General features: G+C 36.0%; 17 protein-coding genes and 1 pseudogene. 14 read left to right on the top strand and 4 right to left on the bottom strand.

Annotation, left to right across the window (positions count from 1 at the left end):
- Positions 1 to 101 precede the first annotated feature (101 nt).
- From ACZLO7_RS14795 to bluB, 5 genes are all read left to right on the top strand, one after another.
- Positions 102 to 323 (top strand): YozE family protein, encoded by a 222-nt coding sequence (locus ACZLO7_RS14795; protein WP_464940082.1) that lies wholly within the window; start codon positions 102 to 104, stop codon positions 321 to 323.
- A 169-nt stretch (positions 324 to 492) separates the two neighbouring features.
- Entirely contained in the window at positions 493 to 1197 is a 705-nt protein-coding gene (gene deoD, locus ACZLO7_RS14790) for a purine-nucleoside phosphorylase (protein ID WP_464940081.1), read from the top strand.
- 293 nt (positions 1198 to 1490) lie between these two features.
- Positions 1491 to 2207, top strand: a complete 717-nt coding sequence (locus ACZLO7_RS14785) for an AraC family transcriptional regulator (protein ID WP_464940080.1) — start codon at positions 1491 to 1493, stop codon at positions 2205 to 2207.
- Positions 2208 to 2384: 177 nt separating this feature from the next.
- A complete protein-coding gene (locus tag ACZLO7_RS14780) occupies positions 2385 to 3266 on the top strand; it encodes a DMT family transporter (protein ID WP_464940079.1) in 882 nt (293 codons plus the stop codon).
- Between the two features lie 679 nt (positions 3267 to 3945).
- Complete coding sequence (gene bluB, locus ACZLO7_RS14775; RefSeq protein WP_464940078.1) at positions 3946 to 4620, top strand: 5,6-dimethylbenzimidazole synthase; 675 nt, start codon at positions 3946 to 3948, stop codon at positions 4618 to 4620.
- Between the two features lie 187 nt (positions 4621 to 4807).
- Here bluB and ACZLO7_RS14770 read toward each other — a convergent pair whose 3' ends face one another.
- Entirely contained in the window at positions 4808 to 5245 is a 438-nt protein-coding gene (locus ACZLO7_RS14770) for a GNAT family N-acetyltransferase (RefSeq protein WP_464940126.1), read from the bottom strand.
- A 532-nt stretch (positions 5246 to 5777) separates the two neighbouring features.
- Positions 5778 to 6044, bottom strand: coding sequence for a CD3324 family protein (locus tag ACZLO7_RS14765; protein ID WP_464940077.1), 267 nt, complete (start codon positions 6042 to 6044; stop codon positions 5778 to 5780).
- 726 nt (positions 6045 to 6770) lie between these two features.
- Between ACZLO7_RS14765 and ACZLO7_RS14760 the strand changes: the two genes are divergently transcribed.
- The 3 genes and pseudogenes from ACZLO7_RS14760 to ACZLO7_RS22790 all read left to right on the top strand — a co-directional run.
- The gene (locus ACZLO7_RS14760; RefSeq protein WP_464940076.1) at positions 6771 to 8282 is read left to right on the top strand and encodes a lmo1851 family serine protease; all 1512 of its coding nucleotides are present in this window, start codon (positions 6771 to 6773) and stop codon (positions 8280 to 8282) included.
- Between the two features lie 97 nt (positions 8283 to 8379).
- Positions 8380 to 9273 (top strand): CobW family GTP-binding protein, encoded by an 894-nt coding sequence (locus tag ACZLO7_RS14755; RefSeq protein ID WP_464940075.1) that lies wholly within the window; start codon positions 8380 to 8382, stop codon positions 9271 to 9273.
- A gap of 511 nt (positions 9274 to 9784) precedes the next feature.
- Positions 9785 to 10159: pseudogene (locus tag ACZLO7_RS22790) on the top strand (YkwD family sporulation-associated protein); the annotation flags it as partial.
- 925 nt (positions 10160 to 11084) lie between these two features.
- On the opposite strand, the gene ACZLO7_RS14745 reads toward ACZLO7_RS22790, so the two are convergent.
- The gene (locus tag ACZLO7_RS14745) at positions 11085 to 12458 is read right to left on the bottom strand and encodes an MATE family efflux transporter (RefSeq protein ID WP_464940073.1); all 1374 of its coding nucleotides are present in this window, start codon (positions 12456 to 12458) and stop codon (positions 11085 to 11087) included.
- A gap of 123 nt (positions 12459 to 12581) precedes the next feature.
- On the opposite strand from ACZLO7_RS14745, the gene murG reads away from it, so the two are divergent.
- Complete coding sequence (murG, locus tag ACZLO7_RS14740) at positions 12582 to 13658, top strand: undecaprenyldiphospho-muramoylpentapeptide beta-N-acetylglucosaminyltransferase (RefSeq protein WP_464940072.1); 1077 nt, start codon at positions 12582 to 12584, stop codon at positions 13656 to 13658.
- Positions 13659 to 14341: 683 nt separating this feature from the next.
- Here murG and ACZLO7_RS14735 read toward each other — a convergent pair.
- Positions 14342 to 14890, bottom strand: coding sequence for a GNAT family N-acetyltransferase (locus tag ACZLO7_RS14735; protein ID WP_464940071.1), 549 nt, complete (start codon positions 14888 to 14890; stop codon positions 14342 to 14344).
- 354 nt (positions 14891 to 15244) lie between these two features.
- Between ACZLO7_RS14735 and dapF the strand changes: the two genes are divergently transcribed.
- The 5 genes from dapF (at position 15245) to ACZLO7_RS14710 (ending at position 23399) form a co-directional block, all read left to right on the top strand.
- A complete protein-coding gene (dapF, locus tag ACZLO7_RS14730) occupies positions 15245 to 16210 on the top strand; it encodes a diaminopimelate epimerase (RefSeq protein ID WP_464940070.1) in 966 nt (321 codons plus the stop codon).
- 13 nt (positions 16211 to 16223) lie between these two features.
- On the top strand, positions 16224 to 18257 hold the full coding sequence (locus ACZLO7_RS14725) for a sensor domain-containing diguanylate cyclase (RefSeq protein WP_464940069.1): 2034 nt from the start codon (positions 16224 to 16226) through the stop codon (positions 18255 to 18257).
- An 18-nt stretch (positions 18258 to 18275) separates the two neighbouring features.
- Positions 18276 to 18950 (top strand): response regulator transcription factor, encoded by a 675-nt coding sequence (locus ACZLO7_RS14720; protein WP_464940068.1) that lies wholly within the window; start codon positions 18276 to 18278, stop codon positions 18948 to 18950.
- The gene (locus ACZLO7_RS14715) at positions 18947 to 20353 is read left to right on the top strand and encodes a HAMP domain-containing sensor histidine kinase (protein WP_464940067.1); all 1407 of its coding nucleotides are present in this window, start codon (positions 18947 to 18949) and stop codon (positions 20351 to 20353) included. Before ACZLO7_RS14720 ends, ACZLO7_RS14715 begins: the two co-directional genes overlap by 4 nt.
- A 247-nt stretch (positions 20354 to 20600) precedes the next feature.
- On the top strand, positions 20601 to 23399 hold the full coding sequence (locus ACZLO7_RS14710) for a 2-oxoglutarate dehydrogenase E1 component (RefSeq protein ID WP_464940066.1): 2799 nt from the start codon (positions 20601 to 20603) through the stop codon (positions 23397 to 23399).
- The last annotated feature ends 4 nt before the right edge of the window (positions 23400 to 23403 follow it).

The following is a 23403-nucleotide window of genomic DNA, read 5'->3' as shown; positions in this document are numbered from 1 at the left end:
ATTTCTGTTGAATACTGTTCATTTTACTTCTTTATGAAAGAATATTCTATACTTTTCAAAAAATATATCGTGACTAAGTAACTATTAGGAGGGAGATATTCATGAATCATTCGTTCTACAGTTATGTTCAAACATTTCGTGGTGGTGAAAAACATGATGAAAAAGCTTCGTTTGCAGAAGCAGCTTTTCAAGATCATGGTTTTCCTAAACAATCAACAGATTTCCATATGCTTTCGAGATACATCGAAGAAAAAGCAGATGACGAAATGAGCGCACGTGTTTTTGATGAACTTTGGTATTTATACGAATTAAAATATAATTAATTTAAGTTATTATTAAGTAACAATGGGGTAAATTAATTAATAAAATTTTTAAAATTTATTTAAGATAATATTTGTCAGAGGTCAGACTTTCTTGGTACAATGCTTGTAGCATCATAGCTGTTTTATAGAAATATGATGAATAACTATACTAATGAAAAGAGTGATACTAATGAGTATTCATATTAATGCCAAACAAGGCGATATCGCAGAAATCGTTCTACTTCCTGGAGATCCATTACGTGCGAAATACATTGCAGAAACTTATCTAGAGGATGTTACATGCTATAACGAAGTACGTAATATGTTAGGCTTCACAGGTACATATAAAGGTAAACGTGTATCTGTACAAGGTACAGGTATGGGTGTGCCATCAATTTCTATTTATGTAAACGAATTAATGCAAGAATACGGTGTACAAAAACTAATCCGTGTAGGTACATGTGGAGCAATTCAAAAAGATGTTAAAGTTCGCGACGTTATTATTGCTCAAAGTGCTTCTACTGATTCAAAAATGAACGAAATTATCTTCAATGGTTTAGACTATGCGCCTACAGCTGATTTCGATTTACTTTTAAAAGCATATAATGCTGGAAAAGAAGCGGGTCTGAATTTAAAAGTGGGTAACATCTTTACTGCAGATATGTTCTATAGTGAAGAAAATCAAAATGAAAAATTAGCTCGTTATGGTGTTTTAGCAGTTGAGATGGAATCAGCAGCACTTTACACTTTAGCAGCAAAATATGGCCGTCAAGCGCTTTCTATCCTAACAGTAAGTGACCATATCATTACTGGTGAAGTAACATCATCTGAAGAACGTCAATTAACGTTTAACGATATGATGGTTGTTGCATTAGAAGCAGCGATTCAAGACTAGTCGAAATATAAACGTTCTAATCACATACTAAAAAAATGAGCAAGTGACACAAAAGTGACCATTCTATTTTAGAAGTCATTGAAAAGGTCGCTTGCTTTTTTAATTCATATCATTAAATATAGAAAAAATGGCCATATAATTAATTGCTGGTCTTTTTGCTCTGATTCAAAATACTGGATGGTATCCGAGTTTAATATCATAATGGTTTCATATATATAAGTAATTAAAGAATATTTTTAGTTTCAAAAGTTATAAAGTCAGTAGAATCTGTTTACATTTTGGAGGAAATGATAATGGAACAAGTTAGAGATATTGTTGCCGAAAGAAGAACCTATACTTCGGATCAAGAAAACCATTCACATCGTTATGCACAGTTAATACTCCCTCTACAAGGAGAACTTTCTATAAAGACCGAGTCGAAAAAACTTTTATTAGATCTTGAAACTATATTTTTTGTTCCTCCTGAATGTAATCATACATTCCATTCAGTTGGTCGAAATGAGTTTTTAGTATTAGATATCCCTCATTTTATGCTTACTGAGAGGCAATTACAAAATAGGGGGAAATCATATAAGTTGAATAATCAATGGAAAGGAATCAAATATCTTATACTAAACGAAATCGAACAACAATCATTACGAGGATCAGCTGTTAACGAACTCTATCCTTATATTTCTAAATGTTTAATACAAGAACAACAACCTAAGTCCATTACATATATCCATGAACATTTTAATGAAATTATTACAGTACAAGACCTTGCTTCCCTTGAACATTACAACCGTTCATATTATTCTGAATGGTTTTTAAAAGAAACAGGTAAATCACCTTCAACATACATACAAGATGTACGTATGAATAAAGCTAAAGAATTACTGAGAGGTACAGATTTATCTATTTTACATATTGCGATTCAAGTTGGCTTAGATCATCAATCCTCATTAACGCGTTTGTTCCAAAAACATGAGGGTATGACGCCTAGCCAGTATCGAAAAAATCAGAGAAGGTAGAAATATAATCAAATATAATCTATGTCATAGAAGGAAATTTAGAAACCGTTCAATATCCGACATCTAGTTAAATCAATCTGATATTCAGTAAAAACCGCTCATCTAATATATGCAAAACTTAGTTATGGCCTTTAATGAAGGTCATTTCAAAGATTAATTATTATAAGGAGCGAAAAGATGAAAACGATAGTGGGCTTGTTTTTTACACTTTTATGGTCATCTGCGGCGATAGCTACTAAATTTGGCTTGTATTCTACCACCCCTATGCTACTTGCTACAAGTCGATTTTTAATCGCAGGAATATTACTATTTATTTATGTTTATATAATCAGTAAAAAAAGTCCTTGGCCGAAGAAAATCGAATGGAGACCCCTAATTATCTTAGGGTTATTGAATACAACAATTTATTTAGGCGCATCCTTTTGGGCATTAAATTATATATCTGCAGGTTTATTTAATTTGTTTGTTACAACCAATCCATTTATTGTTGCCTTTCTATCCTACATATGGCTAAAAAGAAACGTTTCCTTCCGAGAATGGATAGGGATGATTATCGCCGCAGTTGGATTATTAATAGCGATTTGGCCTTCTATCATGAATAGTGAAGTAAAAGGAATGGGGTTGCTTATTTTAGGTGTGGGAATGATTGCAATGGCAATTGGAAGTGTCTATTTTAAAAAAGCTAATTTAAACCTACCGAATATTGTTATTAATACTTGGCAAGTGCTTATTGGGGGAGTGGTATTAATCCCTATAACATTTATGCTCGAAAAAGATATCTATTTTTTGAAATTAGATTGTTATCTATTTGGCTCGTTAATATGGTTAGTGTTAGTAATATCAATCGGTACGATGTTGTTATGGTTTTATTTATTGAAACAAGATGCAGTAAGGGCTAATAATTGGTTATTTATGACGCCAATTTATGGATATATTTTAGCTGCTATTTTTCTTAATGAAAATATTACTTTGTATAATATTATAGCAACGTTTTTAGTTCTAACTGGCTTATTACTTTCGGGTAATATTGCAATCAAATCTATCAAAAAATTAGATTAGTATCTAAAAACACTTTTTGGATGTGGTCTTAGACTTTAGACGAACTCGAAAAAATCGAGTTTTCTACAGTCTTTTTATTTTTATATAGGTTAGACCCGACAAAAAGGCAGTTGGTATAACACATTCCAACTACCTCTAATTACTAAGGTAATAATTTTTATTGGTTTGGAGAAGCGTCCGCTCGACTCCAGCGGGAAAAGCGAGACAGACGAGACCCTACAGGAGCGTAGCGATGAAGAGGCTCGGGGATCGCCCGCGTAAAGCTTCGGAAAATCTAAGCTGAGACCACTTTAATATTAAAGACAAGTAAATGTACATTACTATAATCAATTTAGTGGTGTATGTTTTTTATTTTGCATTCATTTCTATTGATTTAATAAATGATTAATTTACAATGAACAGTAAAAAAGTTAAAATTGAACAAATGTTCTATTCTGTGAGGTGTAAATAAATGTATTGGTATGAATACTGCCCGAAACATATCGAAAGTAAATATCAGCTACTTGTATTCAAAGGAAATCCGCCATTTTACCTTTAACGGATTACTACCATGATTGTATAGGGAGAATTGATAAGTGATTTACTCAAAAAGGATATAAAATAAGTATAGCTGTTAGTAGATCTTCACAAATAGCATTCTGTTAAAATTTGTAATTTCAATAAATTTGGAGGGGTAGTTTTGTATCAATTAACTAAAGAAGAGCGAAACGGAGTATATAAGGCCATTTTTAATAGGAGAGATATAAGGTCCTTTTTAAATATCCCCATACCTGATGATAAATTATATAATTTATTAGAGGCAGCTCATCGTGCTCCATCAGTTGATTTTATGCAGCCATGGAATTTTATTATTATAAAAAATGATGAGATTAAGAAAGAACTTGCAAGAATTGTTGAAAAAGAAAGACGAGCATTAGCCATACATTATGAAGATACAGATCGTGAGCTGAAGTTTCTTGATCTAAAAATTGCCGGTATTATTGAAGCTCCTGTTACTATATGTGTAACTTGCAATCCTTTTAGCGGGGGTGATCATGTATTGGGGAGAAACTCTATTCCGGAAACTGATCTGATGTCTGTTAGTTGTGCGATTCAAAATATGTGGCTTGCTGCTTACGCAGAAGGATTAGCTATGGGATGGGTAAGTTTTTATAAAAAGTCTGATGTAAGAAAAATTCTTGAGATTCCATATCATATTGATCCCATAGCATTAATTTCTATTGGGTATACAGATAATTATCCAGATCGACCTTTGCTTGAAATACACAACTGGGAAAAACGTGAACAACTAAACCGATTGATTTTTGATAATAAATGGGGAACAAATGAAGTAAAGGCGGGGCTTAGCGATTAAATGTCAGCAGTATCCTTATATGCAATAAGGAGTGCCACCTGGAAAATGCGGATTTACACCGATAAGGAAAGCTAATACTAAAAAGCTCAACTTCTCCCTAAATTTTAATATAGAAGTTGAGCTTTTTCATTACTCCATTAAAGTGTCTGAGTGCGGAATATCATAAGTACACGTCTATTTAAATGAGTTATTTGGAAATCAATTGTTTTCCGGAATTATCAAATCGAAAAATAGTCTTTTGTCCATCAAATGTTTTCCCGTTTTTCTCTATGTAAACTCCATTAGTGTAATTAGATATTGACTTCCTCCAAAATTTTAGTCCAACAATGTTTTTCTCTAACGGGTTAGTAAACAACTCCCAATTTCCTTTAAATTGATCAAATACTATATTTGCTGCTCTTTCAGCGATACCTTTTCCTCTTAATGATTGAATTAAAAAGAATTCATTTACAAAATAATCAATTCCTTTATTACAATGTGGCGGAGTTGCTATTAAGATAAATCCCACCGGAATCCCATCTACTGAAATTACGTATGGGAATAAAATTCCGGGCTTTTCCCACCAGATATTTTGAACTTCATACTGGTCGTTTAGTGTTCGAAAATCATCACTATCCTCGTATATCCCGTGAACATTCGGGATTCTATCATAATGTCCAGAAAGGTCATATAGGTACTAAGGGTATAAGTTTTTTATAATATATGCTTCATTCTTATCTGTTAAATAAACTTCAATTTTCATAGGCTTCTCCTTTTAAAATAGACATAAAAACATATGTGTAAGTTTTCATTTTAAACAATAATTGTAGATAAGACTTTCTCAGCTACTCAGCTGCTTGATATGTTTTCCATCCCTTACCTGATAAAAAACATTCTTAAACACTGCTTGAAAGCTTTCCCTTCTAAGTCATACTGTAGTAAGGATAATAAAGCTACTCTCCTCGTCTTTATTAACAAAGATCGCCTACTTTCATCAGCATCTAATTGAAAAAAATTAAACTTATCCTGACCTCCAAAACTGTATTAAGCATCATCCTTTGTGCTTATATATGTAATTATAATAAAAGCAATCCAGTGAGAATATATAATGAATGATTATAAATTATACTTTACACAAAAAAGTCACATCAGATTTAATCCGATGTGACATATACAAACTATTTTTTTGAGTAAACTATTTTTTTAATACTATCGCGAGAAAGAAAGAATCGATCTGAAAGTTGATCTATCTTTATGCCGGCAGAAAATTTTTGACGGATCTCAAGGTTTCTATCGTTCAAATAAGTTTTACTCCCAGAGTTTTCTCCCCATTTCTTCCGTGATCCCTTAGAAATAGGGACGTAAACCATTTCTCCATTTACATACTTCTGTATTTCATTTAGTAATTCTACTGGAAAGATGCTTTCTGCATTTACATATTTCATGTTAGCTTCGCTCCTTAAATCAGATGAAATTTTTAAGGTAGCAAAGTCATTACTATAAACAATAATCACTTTTCAGGCGGAAACCAATTTCTAGCTCTATACAAACAACCACCTTGTTTACAGTATAAACTTTGCATAGAGCTAATCTTTAAACTTCTCATAATTCTTGTCATAGTGAACCTCCTCCCTTTACGTAATACAACCGCAGTTACGTTCCTATTAATAATTTCGATAAGGACTCCCCGATATCCTTCGAAGCGTTGATTAAATCCACGCCAATAAGCTACACCTAATTATATAACCTTAAGTAAGTTACTCAACAATCTGGCCCGAATGTTGAACAAATTGAAAAAAACTTTTTCTACAGTCTTTTTATTTTTATACAGGTTATAGTGACGGGTATCTCAAGGGTGGCAATATGCGAAATTAAATTAGTCATTGTAACCTCCTATAATTCTTTGTGAAATATATTTTCGGCATTAGCATAAATAATCCTTTAGATTATTCAAGAAAAAAAGGGGTCTAGTTTGAATAAGGTAAGAAATGAATTGTACTTGATGATTACAGGAAGTTTATTTCTAAATTAAATCGCAAGAGGGGAGGGGGTGACAATTTTAAATAAAGATATTTCACTCTCAATGAAAGGGCTTAATTGACGTTGAAAGAGTCGTACTATATTATGGTATTAGTGTTTAAAACACTTGAAGATTGAAAGTGGTGAAATGAATGGACGAACAAAACAAAGTGGAGCCAGAAAAAAACGATGTACCTACTGATGAACAAAAAAAATTAGAAGATGTAAAGCCGGCTGGCAAATACATACGTATTAAACCTTTTGCATTAATCATGATGGTAATTGTTTTAATATTATTTACTTCTGGTTTAACAATCTTTGCGCTAACATTTGGAGAGAAAAAAGTTGTAGAAGTTCGTACGCCTACTCATACAGAATTCCAAAAATTATTTAACGCATTTGATGAATTGAAAGCAAACTATTACAAAGACATTGATACAGACGAAGCAGTAAATGGTGCGATCAACGGTATGATTGAAGCACTTGGAGATCCTTATTCAGATTATATGAATGTTGAGGAAGCTTCGCAGTTCAATGAAAGTATCTCTTCTAGCTTTCAAGGGATTGGAGCTGAAATTCAAGAGAAAAGTGGCAATATAGTAGTTGTTTCACCGATTAAAAACTCGCCGGCTGAAAAAGCAGGGATTTTACCAAACGATATCATTGCTACAGTTGATGGTAAAAGCATCTCAGGCATGACTTCTTCTGAGGCTGTATTATTAATTCGTGGTGAAAAAGGAACATCTGTATCACTTGAAATTGTTCGTGGTGATAGTGAGAAAAAAGTTAAGATGAAAATTGTTCGTGACGATATTCCGATTGAAACAGTTTATAGTGAAATGTTAAGCGGGAAAGTTGCACATATTCAAATTACAACCTTCTCTAATAACACATATAAAGAACTATTAACAGCACTTGATGATATGGAAGCTAAAGGCATGAAATCACTTGTAGTTGATGTCCGTCAAAATCCAGGTGGTTTGCTTGACTCTGCTGTTAGTATTGCAAGCCTATTTGTTAAAACGGGGGAACCTGTTATGCAAATAGAAGACAGAACTGGAAAACAAGAAGTGGTTGAAGCACAAGGTGGACGTAAAGTGAATGTACCTGTGTCGTTATTGATCGATGGTGGTAGTGCCTCGGCTTCTGAAATTTTAGCTGGTGCGCTTAGTGAATCTGGTAATATTCCATTAATTGGTGAAAAGTCATTTGGTAAAGGAACAGTTCAAACTGCTAGTAGCTTAAAAGATGGTTCAAACTTGAAATTTACTACAGCTAAGTGGTTAACACCTAAAGGTAATTGGATTCATGAGAAGGGTATTGAACCAACTAATAAAGTAGATTATCCTTCATATGCTTCATTACCATATCTTGATCCTGAAAAAGAAATGAAAGAGGGCTCTTTATCAGATCAAGTGTTGGCTGCAGAAAAAATGTTGAAAGCAGTAGGTTATACACCAGGTAAAGTGGATGGACTATTTGATGCAACAACAAAAGCTGCAGTAATGTCATTCCAAAAAGACCAAAAGCTTAAAGAAACTGGCGTTTTAAAAGGCCAAACAACATATGCATTAATGCTAGAGCTAAGACAGAAGATCAAAAAAGACGATCCTCAGTTATTAAAAGCTAAGAAATTGATGAAACAACAAAGTAGTTCGAAATAGTATAAAATCACATTTGGTGATAAAAAAGAAATGCATGAAGAGCTGACCGTCAAAGGAGGTCAGCTTTTTCATGCATTTATAAAGAAAGGTGATTTAAATGGTCGATGTATATCTTTTTAGTGGGTTTTTAGGAAGTGGTAAAACTTCTATGATGACAGATGTAATCCGTCAATTAAAAGAAAAAAATATTAAACCAGCAATTATTATGAATGAACTAGGAAAATTAAACTTTGATTCACAAGCAGTAGAGGGGGATGTTCCGTTAAAAGAAATGTTAAACGGGTGTATTTGTTGCTCAGGTTCAGAAAAAACAGAAGCGCAAATACAAACATTATTAGCAGAGTCAGAGTTTGATGTACTGATAATTGAAACAACAGGTGCAGCACATCCAGTAGAGGCCTTAGACGCTGTGTATTCTCCTCTTTTTGCAGATCAATTAAATATTAAAGGGATTGTGACAGTCGCAGATAGTAAGCGCTGGTTAGAACGAGGTCAATTATCACCTCAAGTACGATCCCTGTTTTTAGAGCAAATCCGTCATGCGCATCTTATTTTGGCTAATAAATCCGATTTACTTACAGAAGAAGAACGTGCACAGGTGACATTTGAAATTCAATCTTTGAATCCGCATGCGCAATTACTACAAACAACTAATGGAAGAGTACCTCTAAAATTTTTACAAAGCTTGCATGCAACGGCCCGTCCTACTCAAATCCAATCAGCACCAATAGGTCACATGCACTTAAGTTCGCGCTTAGTGACATTCACTGAGCCAATAGAACAAGAGGTTTTTGAGGAGTGGCTTAGAACAATTCCTTCAACGATTTATCGCATGAAGGGGTATGTTCCTATTAAAGGAACGAAAAACCCCATGCTTTTTCAATATGCATATGGTTTAACACAATGGATGCCAGAATATATGCAGATGCCACCTAATATTGTCATTATTGGTGAAGGTGTTAATGAGCTCGAGGTTATTGGTACTTTGTAACATAACAAGCCATTTTTTTTGGTGTCAACCCAATCCTTCTAGTAATAAAACGATAGATTGCTAAATTTGCACAATTTCATAGCCTATTCATGCTTGAAACCAAGGTGTTTTAATTCTAAATTGGTCGAGGTAGCAATTATTGGACGCTTTATTACAAAAATCCCGCGTTACGATGTTTGCAGACAAGGAGGAATAAAACATGAAAAAATGGTTATTACCAATGAGTCTCGTTATGCTAATGGGCGTACAGGCAGGAACGGTGGAAGCTTCAGCTTCTACAAACTCATCCGATACATCGAAGCAAACGCAAACAATATATAAAGGTGTTAAACCTTGTAAGATTACTTACAAGTATAGTTCAAACAAACCTTCTGGTAGCACTACAACTAAACCAGAGAACAAGCCATCAAATGGTAACTCAAATAATACGGGCAATAGTTCTTCTAATAGCAACACAAGTAACTCAGGAAACAATTCATCAAATTCGAATAACTCAGCATCAACTTCTGTAGATCAATTCGAACAAAAAGTTATCGAGTTAACTAATGTTGAGCGTCAAAAAGCTGGACTAGCTGCTCTTAAATCAGATAAAGCTTTAATGGGTGCTGCACGTGAGAAATCACTTGATATGCAACAAAACAAATACTTCTCTCATACAAGTCCAACATTTGGGTCACCATTTGACCGTATGAAAGCACTAGGTATTAAATACAGTGCTGCTGGTGAAAATATTGCTATGGGTCAAAAAACACCAGAGGAAGTTGTAAAAGGTTGGATGAATTCACCTGGTCACCGTGCTAATATTATGAGTACCTCATTTACTCATATTGGTGTAGGTTATGCAGCAAAAGGTAACTACTGGACACAACAATTTATTAAAAAATAATAATGTTTAATAAGCCAGTTCTCAATTCTGAGAGCTGGTTTTTTCGTACTTAACTTTAGAAGTTCGATTGAATTCTAGTAAACTTTCCAAGTGTGTAGTTGATTGGAGCGAAGGTGGTGACTCCAGCGGGAAAAGCGAGACAGTCCAAGACCCTGCAGGAGCGTAGCGACGAAGCGGCTTAGCACCCGCCCGCGGAAAGTGTCCACTGTAGCGGAAATCAGCGTTTTATTTATCTGTTTATATTACATGTGTAGTTGATTGGAGCGGAGGTGATGACTCCTGTTGAAAAAGTGGAGAAGTCCAAGACCCTGCAGGAGCATAGCGACGAAGCGACTTAGCACCCGCCTTAGGAAAGCGTCTACCGTAGCGGAAATCAGCGTTTTATTTAATTGTACATATTACATGTATAGTTGATTGGAGCGAAGGTGGCGACTCCAGCGGGAAAAGCGAGACAGTCCAAGACCCTGCAGGAGCGTAACGACGAAGCGGCTTAGCACCCGCCCGCGGAAAGCGTCCACTGTAGTGGAAATCAGCGTTTTATTTATTTGTTTATATTACATGTGTAGTTGATTGGAGCGAAGGTGGTGACTCCAGCGGGAAAAGCGAGACAGTCCAAGACCCTGCAGGAGCGTAGCGACGAAGCGGCTTAGCACCCGCCTCAGGAAAGCGTCCACTGTAGCGGAAATCAGCGTTTTATTTATTTGTTTATATTACATGTGTAGTTGATTGGAGCGAAGATGGTGACTCCAGCGGGAAAAGCGAGACAGTCCAAGACCCTGCAGGAGCGTAGCGACGAAGCGGCTTAGCACCCGCCCGCGGAAAGCGTCCACCGTAGCGGAAATCAATGGCCTTCTGTATACAAATAAAAAGACTGTAGTTAAACCCGAATTTCTTCGAGTTTGTCTACAGTCCTGAAACGCCTCTATTAAGCAATAGAGGCATTTTCTTGTGATTCTTTTTTCGCTTTCCGTTGAACAATAATGAGACGGAAGCTTAAGGTAACTGCACCAGCTGTAAGTCCACTAATAAGACCAATCCAGTAACCGAATGGACCTAAATCTGAATAATTTGCAACAACATAGCCAAGAGGTAATCCAATTACCCAATAGGATATCATCGCCATTATAAAAGTAATCGTTACATCCTTATATCCACGTAAAGCGCCTTGTACCGGTGCTTGAATGGCATCAGATAACTGAAAGAAAGCTGCATAGATTAAAAACTGAGTAGCTAGAGCGATTACTTGTGGATCTGTTGAGTATACACTCGCAATTTGTTCCCTGAAAATGATTAAAATAGTAGCGGAAAGGAAACTGAAAATGATGGCGGTTACGACAGATAGATAGCTATATATACGAGCATCTTTTAAACGTTTAGCACCGACTTCAAAGCCAACAAGAATAGTTGCACCCATAGATATACTTAAAGGTATCATATAGACAAGACTTGCAAAATTCATCGCAATTTGATGCGCGCCAATAACAGCAGTACTATAATTACTCATCATTATTGCCACAATTGAGAATATGCTTGTTTCGGCAAAAATAGATAGACCAATAGGCACGCCGATCTTGCAAATTTCACGCCATTTTGCGAAATGGACTTTTGGCCAACTAGCATATAATTGAAAGGTTTTAAATGGTTGACCTTTCATCGTAATTAGAATAGCCACAATACAAATAATCCAGTAAGTTACGGCTGAAGCAACTCCAGAACCAACACCACCAAGTTCCGGAAAGCCAAATTTACCGAATATTAATAAGTAATTAAAGAAAATATTAACAGGAGTAGCTAGTAAAGTGATGAACATTGATATTCTAGTTTTTCCTAGAGCATCGATGAAACATCGTAGTACACTATAAACAAATAACGGAATTAAGCCAAAACTCATAGCAACCAAATAATCATGTGCAACGCGTTGTACTTCAGGCTCTAAAGTCATCGCATTTAATAAGGGATTAATGCCGGCCATTAATAGTCCAAATATAATAATTGCTAATACAATTGCTACATAAAAACCCTGTTGGACTGAAAATGTCGCTTCTTTCTGCCTTTTAGCACCGACAAATTGTGCTACAATAGGTGTTATGGATAAAAGAATCCCTGATAAACCTGTATAAACAGGCAACCAAATCGAAGAACCAATGGAAACACCTGCTAAGTCAGCAGTACTATATTTACTTGACATTAAGACATCGAAGAACGACATCAGATATAAAGCAATTTGGGTGATTAAAATGGGGAACACAATTTTCAGCATGACTGTCCATTTCGCTCTCATCGTAGTTGTTTCATGCATATAATTCGCCTCCAAGTATTAATTGACATCTTTTCTATTGTAATTTCGTATAGTAAAATAAGTAGCTGTTCTAATAAATCCAAAGCAGTTCATACATTGTTCTAGCAGAATAGGAGAATAATAATGAAGAACCAAACAATAATATTAACTGGTGGGGGTACAGCTGGTCACGTTTCACTCAATCAGGCTATAATACCATCTTTCATAAAAAAAGGCTATGAGGTCCACTATATTGGCTCGAAAGAGGGTATTGAAAAAGAGATTATTGGCCAGGCATTCCCTGACCTCCAATATCATGCAATTTCAAGCGGTAAATTAAGACGTTATTTTTCAATGAAAAATTTTACAGATCCGTTTAGAGTTATAGCGGGAGTTGCACAAGCATTAACAATTATTCGTAAATTAAAACCGGTAGCGATTTTTTCTAAGGGTGGCTTTGTATCAGTACCTGTTGTTATAGCTGCAAAAATGGCTGGTGTACCAGTAATTGCACATGAATCTGATGTTACACCTGGTCTTGCCAATAAATTATCATTACCATTTGCTTCGCATATTTTCACTGTATTTAAACAAACGCTTAAGCATTTGCCAGCTGATAAAGCATCTTGTACGGGATCAATTATACGCCCTGCTTTATTTGAAGGACGTAAAGCAACAGGCTTAGCATTCTGTGGATTTAAAGAAAAAAAAGAAGTAATCCTTATTATGGGCGGTAGCCAAGGTTCGAAATTTATTAACGATGCAGTACGCGCTAACATTGTGCAACTTTTAGAAAAGCACAATATTATTCATCTTTGCGGAAAAGGGCATATAGATGAAGCTTTAGTGAATATGCCTGGTTACAAGCAGTTTGAATATGTAACGACAGAACTGCCAGATTTATTACACGCTTCTGATTTAATCGTATCAAGAGCAGGTTCAAACTCTATTTTTGAGTTCTTAGCTTTAGAAAAACCAATGTTACTCATTCCGTTATCTCTACAAAAATCACGTGGTGATCAAATTCTAAATGCTAAACTATTTTCTGAACAAGGTTTAGCAGAAGTACTACAAGAAGATGATTTAACGAACAAAACATTTATGGACGCTTTACTTAGCTTAGAGCAACATAAAGAAGTCTTAATCAAGCAAATGCGTGAAACTGAATCTCCTAAAATACCAGATGAAATGGTAGATTTGATACTAAATTATGCCAAATAGAATAATTTACCTCTAAATGAGGGAGTTGTATAAGAAGGACATTATGATAATGTCCTTCTTTTTTATAGAGTTATGAGGCTATTTGTGAATTAGATAGAAGATGATCTTTTCGAAGAATTAAAAAAGAAGCTTTCATTATGATGAAGGCTTCTTTTAATACGAGCGATATAGGTGCAATGTATTTGTCAAAAATAGACCATCTTTCTCTTAAAGGATGTGTTCAGCTTTAATTAAGATATCCAGCTTCAGGCGCTAACGGCTCAGGTCGTTTCAGTCGGGCGCTCAAAGTCAAAGAGCGACTTTGGCTTCCGCCTTCCAACGACCTCGCAGTTTAACGAGCGCCTTCAGCATTTAGTTAGATATCCAGCTTCAGCGGCCAGCCCCTCGAGGTCACTTCCACTTTCTCGGTCGAAAATTGAAAAGATATATTCGATTCGAAAGTTCCAGTGCTTGTCGGAGGCCCACAGGATGTGGGTCAGATAGCCGTTGCCACAGGACGTGGCGTTCTTAGGTTATCTTCCTCGAAACGGGCCGCTTCAGCATTTAGTTCTATCCAGCTTCAGGCGCTAACGGCTCGGGTCGTTTCAGTCGGAGGCCCGCAGGATGCGGGTCAGATAGCCGTTGCCACAGGAAGTGGCGTTCTTAGGCTATCTTCCTCGAAACGAGCGCCTTCAGCATTTAAGTTACATCGCTTGTTCTTCTTCTTCTGTGTTCTGACTAGCTGTATATAAATAAAAGAAGTCTTTTTGGATTTTCATTAATTCGAAGTGCTTGTCACCTTGGTTGATTTGCTCGTACAGGGATGGGTGGCTTTCTTTGGCATCCATGATATATCCAATTTTTTCGGCCGCGCGAAGGGATTTGGTGTTTTCAGTGCGAATGCGCAAGAAAACGGTATGGAAATCTAGTTCAAAGAACAGTTCGTGCAAGAAAAGTTCTTTTGCTTTCTGATTATATCCCTTACCTTGGTGTGGGGTACCAATCCAAGTACCTAAAAAGCCAGCGCCATCTTGCACATCATAGACGGTAATTGTGCCGATGGGTTGTCCCCAGTCATCGGTTATTGTACGGGAAACGGCGTTGCCGTTCTCCTCGTCTTCCATTAGTTGGTTAGTCAAAAACCAGTACTCATCGGCACTATTAGCTTTCTGACGCACAAAAGGGAAGACAGATGGGTGTTTTAGTAACTCATAAAGATCGTTACATTCGTGTAATTCACGTCGCTTAATCAAGCGAAACGCCTCCTTTACGGGGGTGAACATCCAAATTAATGGCAGGTCCTAGCCCCCTCGAAATTTTTCATATAATGTTGCATAAAAAATTTCGGGGTGGGAATCGAACCCACTAGAACCAGCATGACTACTGGTGGCGCACCATTTGCCTTCCCTATATTGACTCTATAAAAAATAGGAATCATTTTATGAAATTATTTTGCAATTTAACTATACTAAGTTTTCCCTGTTTTGCAAAGAAAAAATCATTAAAAAATAAATTTGTAATATTTACATTCCTTAATTGGAGCATATACAGTTGTATGCTTGACAAAATAGAATTATGATATATATAGATAATACGGGGGGATGTATATGGCAATGCATTTACATAAGGTCCATGGTTCAGGCAATACCTTTTACATATATGAAACAACTGATGAAAAAAGTATGGATTGGTCTAGATTTGGCGTTTGGCTTTGTCAAAAAGACAATCTAGGTGGGGCTGATGGTCTACTACTTGTCGCTCCATCTAAAAAAGGGCTTGCTAAAATGCGCGTCATTAATGCTGACGGATCTGAGGCATCCATGTGTGGCAACGGTTTACGTTGCGTTGCTCGATATATTTGTGAAAAATATAATGTTTCAGAGGCACTTATTGAAACAATGAAAGTAGTCCTAAAGGTACGAAAAGAAGCTTCAATTTTCGATGGGATTCCAACATATTCAGTTGAAATTTCCCCAGTATCGTTTGATCTTGCATCTTTACCAATGGTTTACAGAAATAAACACCAAATTTGCAATGAAGTAATAGAGGAATTTGCAGATGATATTTCATTTACAGCGGTTTCTGTTCCTAACCCACATTTAATAGGAATTGTAGATTCAGATAAAATAGCTAATCCTCATCACCAAGAAAGATTATCTAGCAAATTAAATGGGGATAATGAATATTGTCCAGACGGTGTAAATGTGAGCTATGTGTATCCTATGGATGAGGATTCTATTTACGTCCGCACATATGAACGTGGAGTAGGGTTTACTAACGCTTGTGGCACTGCGATGACAGCATCTGCATTGGTCTCTTCTTTAGAAGGAGTAGTTTCAACTGGTAAAGTAACAGTCTATAACCCTGGTGGTTTTGTTCAATGTCATGTAAAACATAATGAAGGGCATTATGTTTTAAAACTAATTGGTAATGCAACTTTCGTAGCTGAATTAGAGTTAACCAACGAAAATGAATGGTTGTGGCAATCTGTTAAAGAAACAGACGAGCAAAAAGGTTATGAAACACTAATTACTTATGCAGAGACTAAAGTATCGTATTATTTAACTTCTTGAAGAGGTGGCAATATTGAGTGGTAATCTGATTACTAAAGAGCAGTTTGATGCGCTTTATCAAAATTGTTTAGATTTTGTTTTTTTTATGGAAAAAGTTGATGGTGAATATCTATACGTATATATAAATCGTGCTGCTGAAGAGGTTTTTGACGAGTCGCCAATAGGAAAAAGTTTATTTGTTGGTTTAGAAACAGAAAGCGTTGAGATGATAGTCAATTATTATAATGAATCCATCGAGAACCAGGAGATTCTACAATATAGAGATTTTTATTTATTTTCAGATACTAAGCGCACTAATGAGACGACAGTTACACCAATTTCCTATGGCGGAAAGCAATATATTCTTGCCATTACGAAAGAAATTTCACAGCAAAAAGTGATGGAGGAAAAAAACTTATTTCTACAATCACTTTTTGACATGAAAATGGATCCGACAATTGTATTAGCCAATGATTTAACCTTTTTTGATGGTAATCCGAAATTTGAGCAGTATTTTAACTGCAAGATTGAAGACTGGAAAGGGAGGCTGTTTTTTGATTTTCAGCTTGTTTCACCAGAAGATCAGGTATCGTTCGCAGAGCATCTTCAAGATGCATTAAATGGAAGAGGGCAGTCGTCAGTTTTGTATACACATAAAAAAGCGGATGGCAATGAGAGTAAATTTCTTGTCAGTTTTTCGCCAATCTCTACAAAAAAACAAGTTGTAGCGATTTATATTCAGTGGTTAGAGTTGACAAAAAATATCCAGTTAAAAGAAGATTTACGTTACGTAAATCAAGTGCTAAATAGTTATAAAGGTGCGTTAAATTCAGCTGCAAATATTTGTATTACTGATAAAAATGGTGTCATTCAATTTGTTAATGAACGTTATGCACAATCGAGTCAATATAGTGCAGAGGAGCTCATAGGAAATACAATTATGCTATTAAATTCTCTCATTCAGCCTTCTTCATTTTATGATGAAATGTGGAAAACGTTACAAAATGGTCAAATATGGCGTGGAGAAATTTGCAATCGTTCAAAATATGGCAATCGATATTGGATGGATACTACTATTGTCCCTATTTTCGATAATAGTGGAGAAATTGAGAGTTTCCTTTCTGTTTGCTTTGACGTATCTGATAAGAAAGTTATGATGACCAATCTACGTAATATTGAAAAGACATTTCGTCTAATTACCGAAAATACAAATGATTTGATTGTCATTACGAACGATGATGGAATAATTATTTATGTGTCACCGAATCATATAAAACGACTTGGCTTTGAAAAGGACGAGCTACTTGGTTGTTTCTATTTTGATATGATGTCTGATGATAGTAAAGAGTTGTTAAAAGGTGAATTCAAATCGACTCTCATAGAAGAGGGAGACGTACAAATTGATTTACAAATTAAAACGAAAAATGGAGAAACTTTTTGGACTGAAACCTATATTACAGCAGTAAAGGATGCAGAACGTGACAAAGTGTTCCAATATGTATCTGTTGCTAGGGAAATTACTCATCGTAAAAAAAGAGAAGATCAGCTACGCTTTATGGCCTATCATGATAGCTTAACCTTGCTACCAAATCGACGTTACTTATTGATGGAATTTACTAAGTTAGTCAAAGAAGCGATGGTTTTTGACCATGCTATAACATTGCTCTATATAGATGGAGATGAGTTTAAGAAGGTCAATGATGATTTCGGTCATGATGTTGGGGATGATTTTATCCGTAATTTTGGTCTTGCGCTTGTTGCCAGTGTGAGAGATCTAGATATAGTTAGTCGAATTGGTGGAGACGAGTTTGTTGTTGTTTTAACGAATATGTCCAAAGACGAATGCATTCGAAAGCAACAAGTAAAAAATACAATCAAACGTATTCAGCAAACAATAAAAGACGGCTGGACAATTAACGAACAATACTTTTCACCAACATCATCTATAGGAATTGCTTCTTTCCCTGAGGATGGTTATTCAATAGAAGACTTGCTAGATAAAGCCGATCAGGCACTATATATTGCGAAAAAAATAAAAGGGAAAAATTCATATCATTTTTCAAGCTAAAGATGGAAGGTGTTTTCGATGCAAAAGCATATTCTAATAGTAGAAGATGAAAAAAACATTGCGCGATTTATTGAATTAGAACTAAAGCATGAGCAGTTTGCAGTGACAGTTTGTTCTAATGGTCGTGTGGGTCTAGAGACTGCTCTAGAACAAGAATTCGATGTCATCTTACTCGATGTTATGCTGCCTGAACTAAATGGAATTGAAGTATGTAGACGTATTAGAGCTATTTCGGATGTGCCAATTATTTTAATAACCGCACGAGATGCTGTAATTGACCGGGTAGCAGGTCTAGATGCGGGGGCAGATGATTACATTGTCAAACCTTTTGCAATTGAAGAATTGCTCGCAAGAATTCGCTCTATTTTAAGACGCTACACTTCGACGGAATCAACAGGTCAACAATTGACATTTAAAAATATAACTATTGATACTGCTGCATACACGGCATTTGTCAACGAGGAAATACTTAGTTTGACGAAAACGGAATTTGATTTACTTAGCCTACTAATAGAAAATAAAAACCGCGTTTGTACTCGTGATCGAATTTTAGAGCAAGTTTGGGGTTATCAATCAGATGTTGAAACAAATGTTGTAGACGTTTATATCCGTCACCTTCGCTCAAAATTACCTAAATTGGCAAGTAGTTATATTGAAACGGTTCGCGGAGTAGGGTATGTGATGCGTGAATGAAGAAATTCCAATATTATGTATCAAACCAGTCATTAAAAGGGAAATGGGCACTTACATCTGCTGTAGTCATTTTCATTAGCTTTGCTGTAATTTGTTCGGTTCTCTATATTGCAATCCATTCATGGCTTTTAAATGAACAGGAGCAGTCTGTTAAACGAACGATGGATGATTTAACAGTGTTCTTTGAATCTCAAGGTAATTTCTTAACCATACATGATATACAGTCAAATAAAGGGCTTATGAATTCTATTGTCGATAAGAATCAGACGGTACGTATCTTAAATCAAGATAAAGTAGAAATATTACGTATTAATGATTCGACGAAAATTATGCCTTCATTACCAGATAATTTACCTAATCACGGTTATGCAATATCGAAAGAAAAGGTAGAAAGTGTAGATACGTTTTTAGCGACATCCTCGATAAGGATTGGACCTTTCTCAGGTTACATACAATTGACGCATCCTTTGACTTCATTTGTATCACTTATGCGATATATTCTAACGGCTATGTCTATTATGGGATTAGGGGCCCTTATAGCATCTGCAGGAATAGGCTATTTTTTGGCGACAACTTTACTGAAACCATTAGACGACTTGAGATTAGAGATGACAGAAGTTGCTGAACAGGGTTTTACAGCACCTATTAAACTTCAATACGATGCCAAGGATGAAATTGGTGACTTATTGTCCGTATATCGTTCGATGATGGGGGAGCTAGAGCAATCATTCCTGAGTCAGCAACAATTCATTTCTGATGCCTCTCATGAGCTGAGAACACCAGTTCAAGTAGTAGAAGGACATTTATCGTTAATCAAAAGATGGGGTAAAGATGATCCAGCGGTTTTTGAAGAGTCACTAAACACTTCTTTGCTTGAAATTACACGTATGAAAAAGCTAATAGAGGAGATGTTAGAACTTGCAAGGAGAGAGCAAAATGATTTGCAAAACAGTGCTGATATTCTTTTGATTACTACCGATATTATAGAGGAAATAAAAATATTGTTTCCAGCTGCTACGATTGAATTAGAAGTTGATCCAGAATTTAGTTACCGAGCGATTATTTCTGACAACGCTTTTGGTCAGATTTTGCGAAACCTTTTGCAAAATGCTATACGCTATTCAGAAAATAGTCCGATGATTAAGATTAGACTCTCAAAACAACAAGAAAGTGTGCAAATTGAAGTGTCAGATCAAGGTATTGGTATTGCAGAGGAAGATCAAGCACGTATATTCGATCGTTTTTATAGAGTCGACTCATCTCGTTCACGTGAAGATGGAGGCACAGGATTAGGTTTAAGTATTGTGAATATGTTGGTAAATAAATACCGAGGAACCATTAAACTGGAAAGTAAACTTCATTTTGGTAGCACTTTTTTTATTGATTTGCCAACTGAAAAATGACGTTTTTTTCGAAGTTTATTCTATTATTAGTTCGTTCAAGAAAAAAATTGCTAAATTTGTTGAAAACGATTGTATTTTTTGTGAAGAGTAGTAAGATTGAAGGGGAAAAAAATGTTCTTCTTGATTTATTAATACAGTTGTTTCACTTATGCAGGAAGAATGGTAAGATAGTTAGTGGATTTTCAAATTATTAATTAAATTAATTAATGGAACTGCCACTTGGCAAAAAAGTTGGAGGTAATTCTACATGTCAAACAATGTTTCACCTGTAAGCTCACCATGGGCAGCATTTTCAGGTCCCAACCTTGGCTATGTGATGGAAATGTACGATTTGTACTTAACATCACCAGAAGAAGTTGATCCAGAACTTGTATCATTATTCGAGCAATACGGTGCACCAATACAAAAAAGTGAAGTATCTGACGCTACAAGCGTTGATCCTGGTAACTTTACAAAAGTTTTAGCTGCAGTTCAATATGCGGATGCCATTCGTGTATATGGTCACTTAGGAGCAGATATTTATCCTTTAAAAGACCATCCACGTGACACTACTCGAATCGAAGCAAAAACTTACGGTTTAACTGACCAAGATTTAATGCAAGTACCTGCTTCGGTATTATTAAAAGATATTCCTGCAACCGTTAACAATGGTTTAGATGCAATTAATTACCTGAAAGCTATTTACACAAGTAAAATTGCTTTCGAAATTGCACATGTTGTTAACAGTGAAGAGAGAGTGTGGCTTCAATCTAAAATTGAAAGCGGTGTATTAAACACTGGTCTTTCAAATGATGAGAAAAAAGCGGTTTTAAACCAATTAACAAAAGTTGAGGGCTTTGAGAAATTCATCCACAAAACATTTGTTGGTCAAAAACGCTTTTCTATCGAAGGTTTAGATGCATTAGTTGTTCTAATGGATGAAATTGTTCACCGTTCAGAAGACAAAGGTGTAAAAAATGTCATGATCGGTATGGCTCACCGTGGTCGCTTAAATGTGTTAACACATGTATTACACAAACCATATGATATGATGTTTGCTGATTTTGCGCACGTTCCAAATGAGTTATTTATTCCACAGGACGGTTCTTTAGAAGTGACTAAAGGATGGTTTGGTGATGTTAAATATCACATGGGTGCTACATATAACAGCAAAAAAGGTGCAACAATCAAATTAGCTTATAACCCATCTCACTTAGAAGTAGTTAGTCCAGTTGTTACAGGCCAAGCTCGTGCAGCTCAAGATAATACTTTTAAAGCAGGTGCTCCAACTCAAGATGCTAAATCTGCATTAGCGATTTTAGTTCATGGTGACGCAGCGTTTGCTGGTCAAGGTGTCGTAACTGAAACAATGAACTACTCTCGCACAAAAGGATTTAACACAGGTGGTTCAGTTCATATTATTGCAAATAATATGATCGGCTTTACTACTGAACATTATGATTCACGTTCAACTGTATACTCTTCTGATCCTGCAAAAGGTTATGAAATTCCAGTGTTACACGTTAATGCTGATGATCCAGAAGCAGTTGTACAAGTGGCTCGTTTTGCAATAGAGTACCGTGAACAATTCGGTAAGGACATTTTAGTAGACTTAGTCGGTTATCGTCGATATGGTCATAATGAAATGGATGAACCTATGATCACAAACCCAACAATGTACACAGGTGTTCATAAACACGATACTGTCCGCGCATTGTATGGTAAAGTACTTGCAGATCAAGGCGTTGTAACAGCAGAAGAAGTAGCTTCTTTAGATGCTGATACACAAAAGGAAATGCAAGCAGCTTATGATCATGTGAAAGAAGTTGGCGACGGGCAACATGTTGAAAACGAAATGCCAGAAGCTGTGAAGAACGGTTATGACATCGTTGAAACTGGTGTTGAACGCGAACGTCTAGAAAAAATGAATAAAGAATTATTAACATGGCCACAAGACTTCAATGTCTTCAAAAAACTAGGCAAAATCCTAAGTCGTCGTGAAGATGCATTCATGGGTAAAGGGAAAATTGACTGGGGTCATGCTGAAACATTAGCATTCGGTGCAATTACACAAGAAGGTAATTCAATCCGATTAACAGGTCAAGATGCACAACGTGGTACGTTCGCGCACCGTCACTTAGTATTACATGACGAAAAAACGGGTGCAGAATTAACACCATTACACCATATTTCTGGTGCAGATTCTTCATTTGTTGTTTATAACAGTCCTTTATCTGAAGCTGCTATCGTAGGCTATGAGTATGGTTATAATTTAGAAAACGAGAAAAACTTAACTATCTGGGAAGCACAATACGGTGACTTCGCAAATATGGCTCAAGTAATGTTTGATAACTTTATTTCAGCATCTCGCTCTAAATGGGGACAAAAATCTGGTCTTGTTATGTTATTACCACATGCTGCTGAAGGTCAAGGTTCAGAACATACAAGTGCTCGTTTAGAACGTTTCTTACAATTAGCTGGTGAAAACAACTGGACAGTTGCAAACCTATCAAGTGCTGCAAACTACTTCCATTTATTACGCCGCCAAGCTAAAATGTTAGGAACAGAAGCAATTCGTCCATTAGTTCTTGTATCACCAAAATCACTATTACGTAATCAAATCGTTGCTGCAGATGTTGAAGAATTAACAACTGGCCACTTCGAGACAGTTATTGAACACCCAACAACTGGTTCAGCTGCGAAAAAAGTTGAGCGTATTCTATTTGCTTCTGGTAAAGTAGCTATTGATATTGCAGAAAAAGTAGGCGATGGTAAAGAGTTCGATCACGTACACTTAGTACGCGTTGAACAACTGTACCCATTCCCATCTGAGAAAATTGCTGCAATCATTAAACGTTTCCCTAACGCAAAAGAACTTGCTTGGGTACAAGAAGAACCACAAAACATGGGTTCATGGTCATTTGCAGATCCTTATATGCGTGAAGTAGCAGAAGACAAAGACGTTCGTTACATCGGTCGTATCGTACGTTCATCTCCTGCTGAAGGTGATGCAGATTCATACAAAGCTGAACAAGCACGTATTATTGAAGAAGCTGTAACTCGCTAATAGC

Source organism: Viridibacillus sp. d25.2, assembly GCF_055456015.2.
Note: the sequence above shows the minus strand (reverse complement) of the source record. Positions and strands in the feature narration are given on the sequence as shown.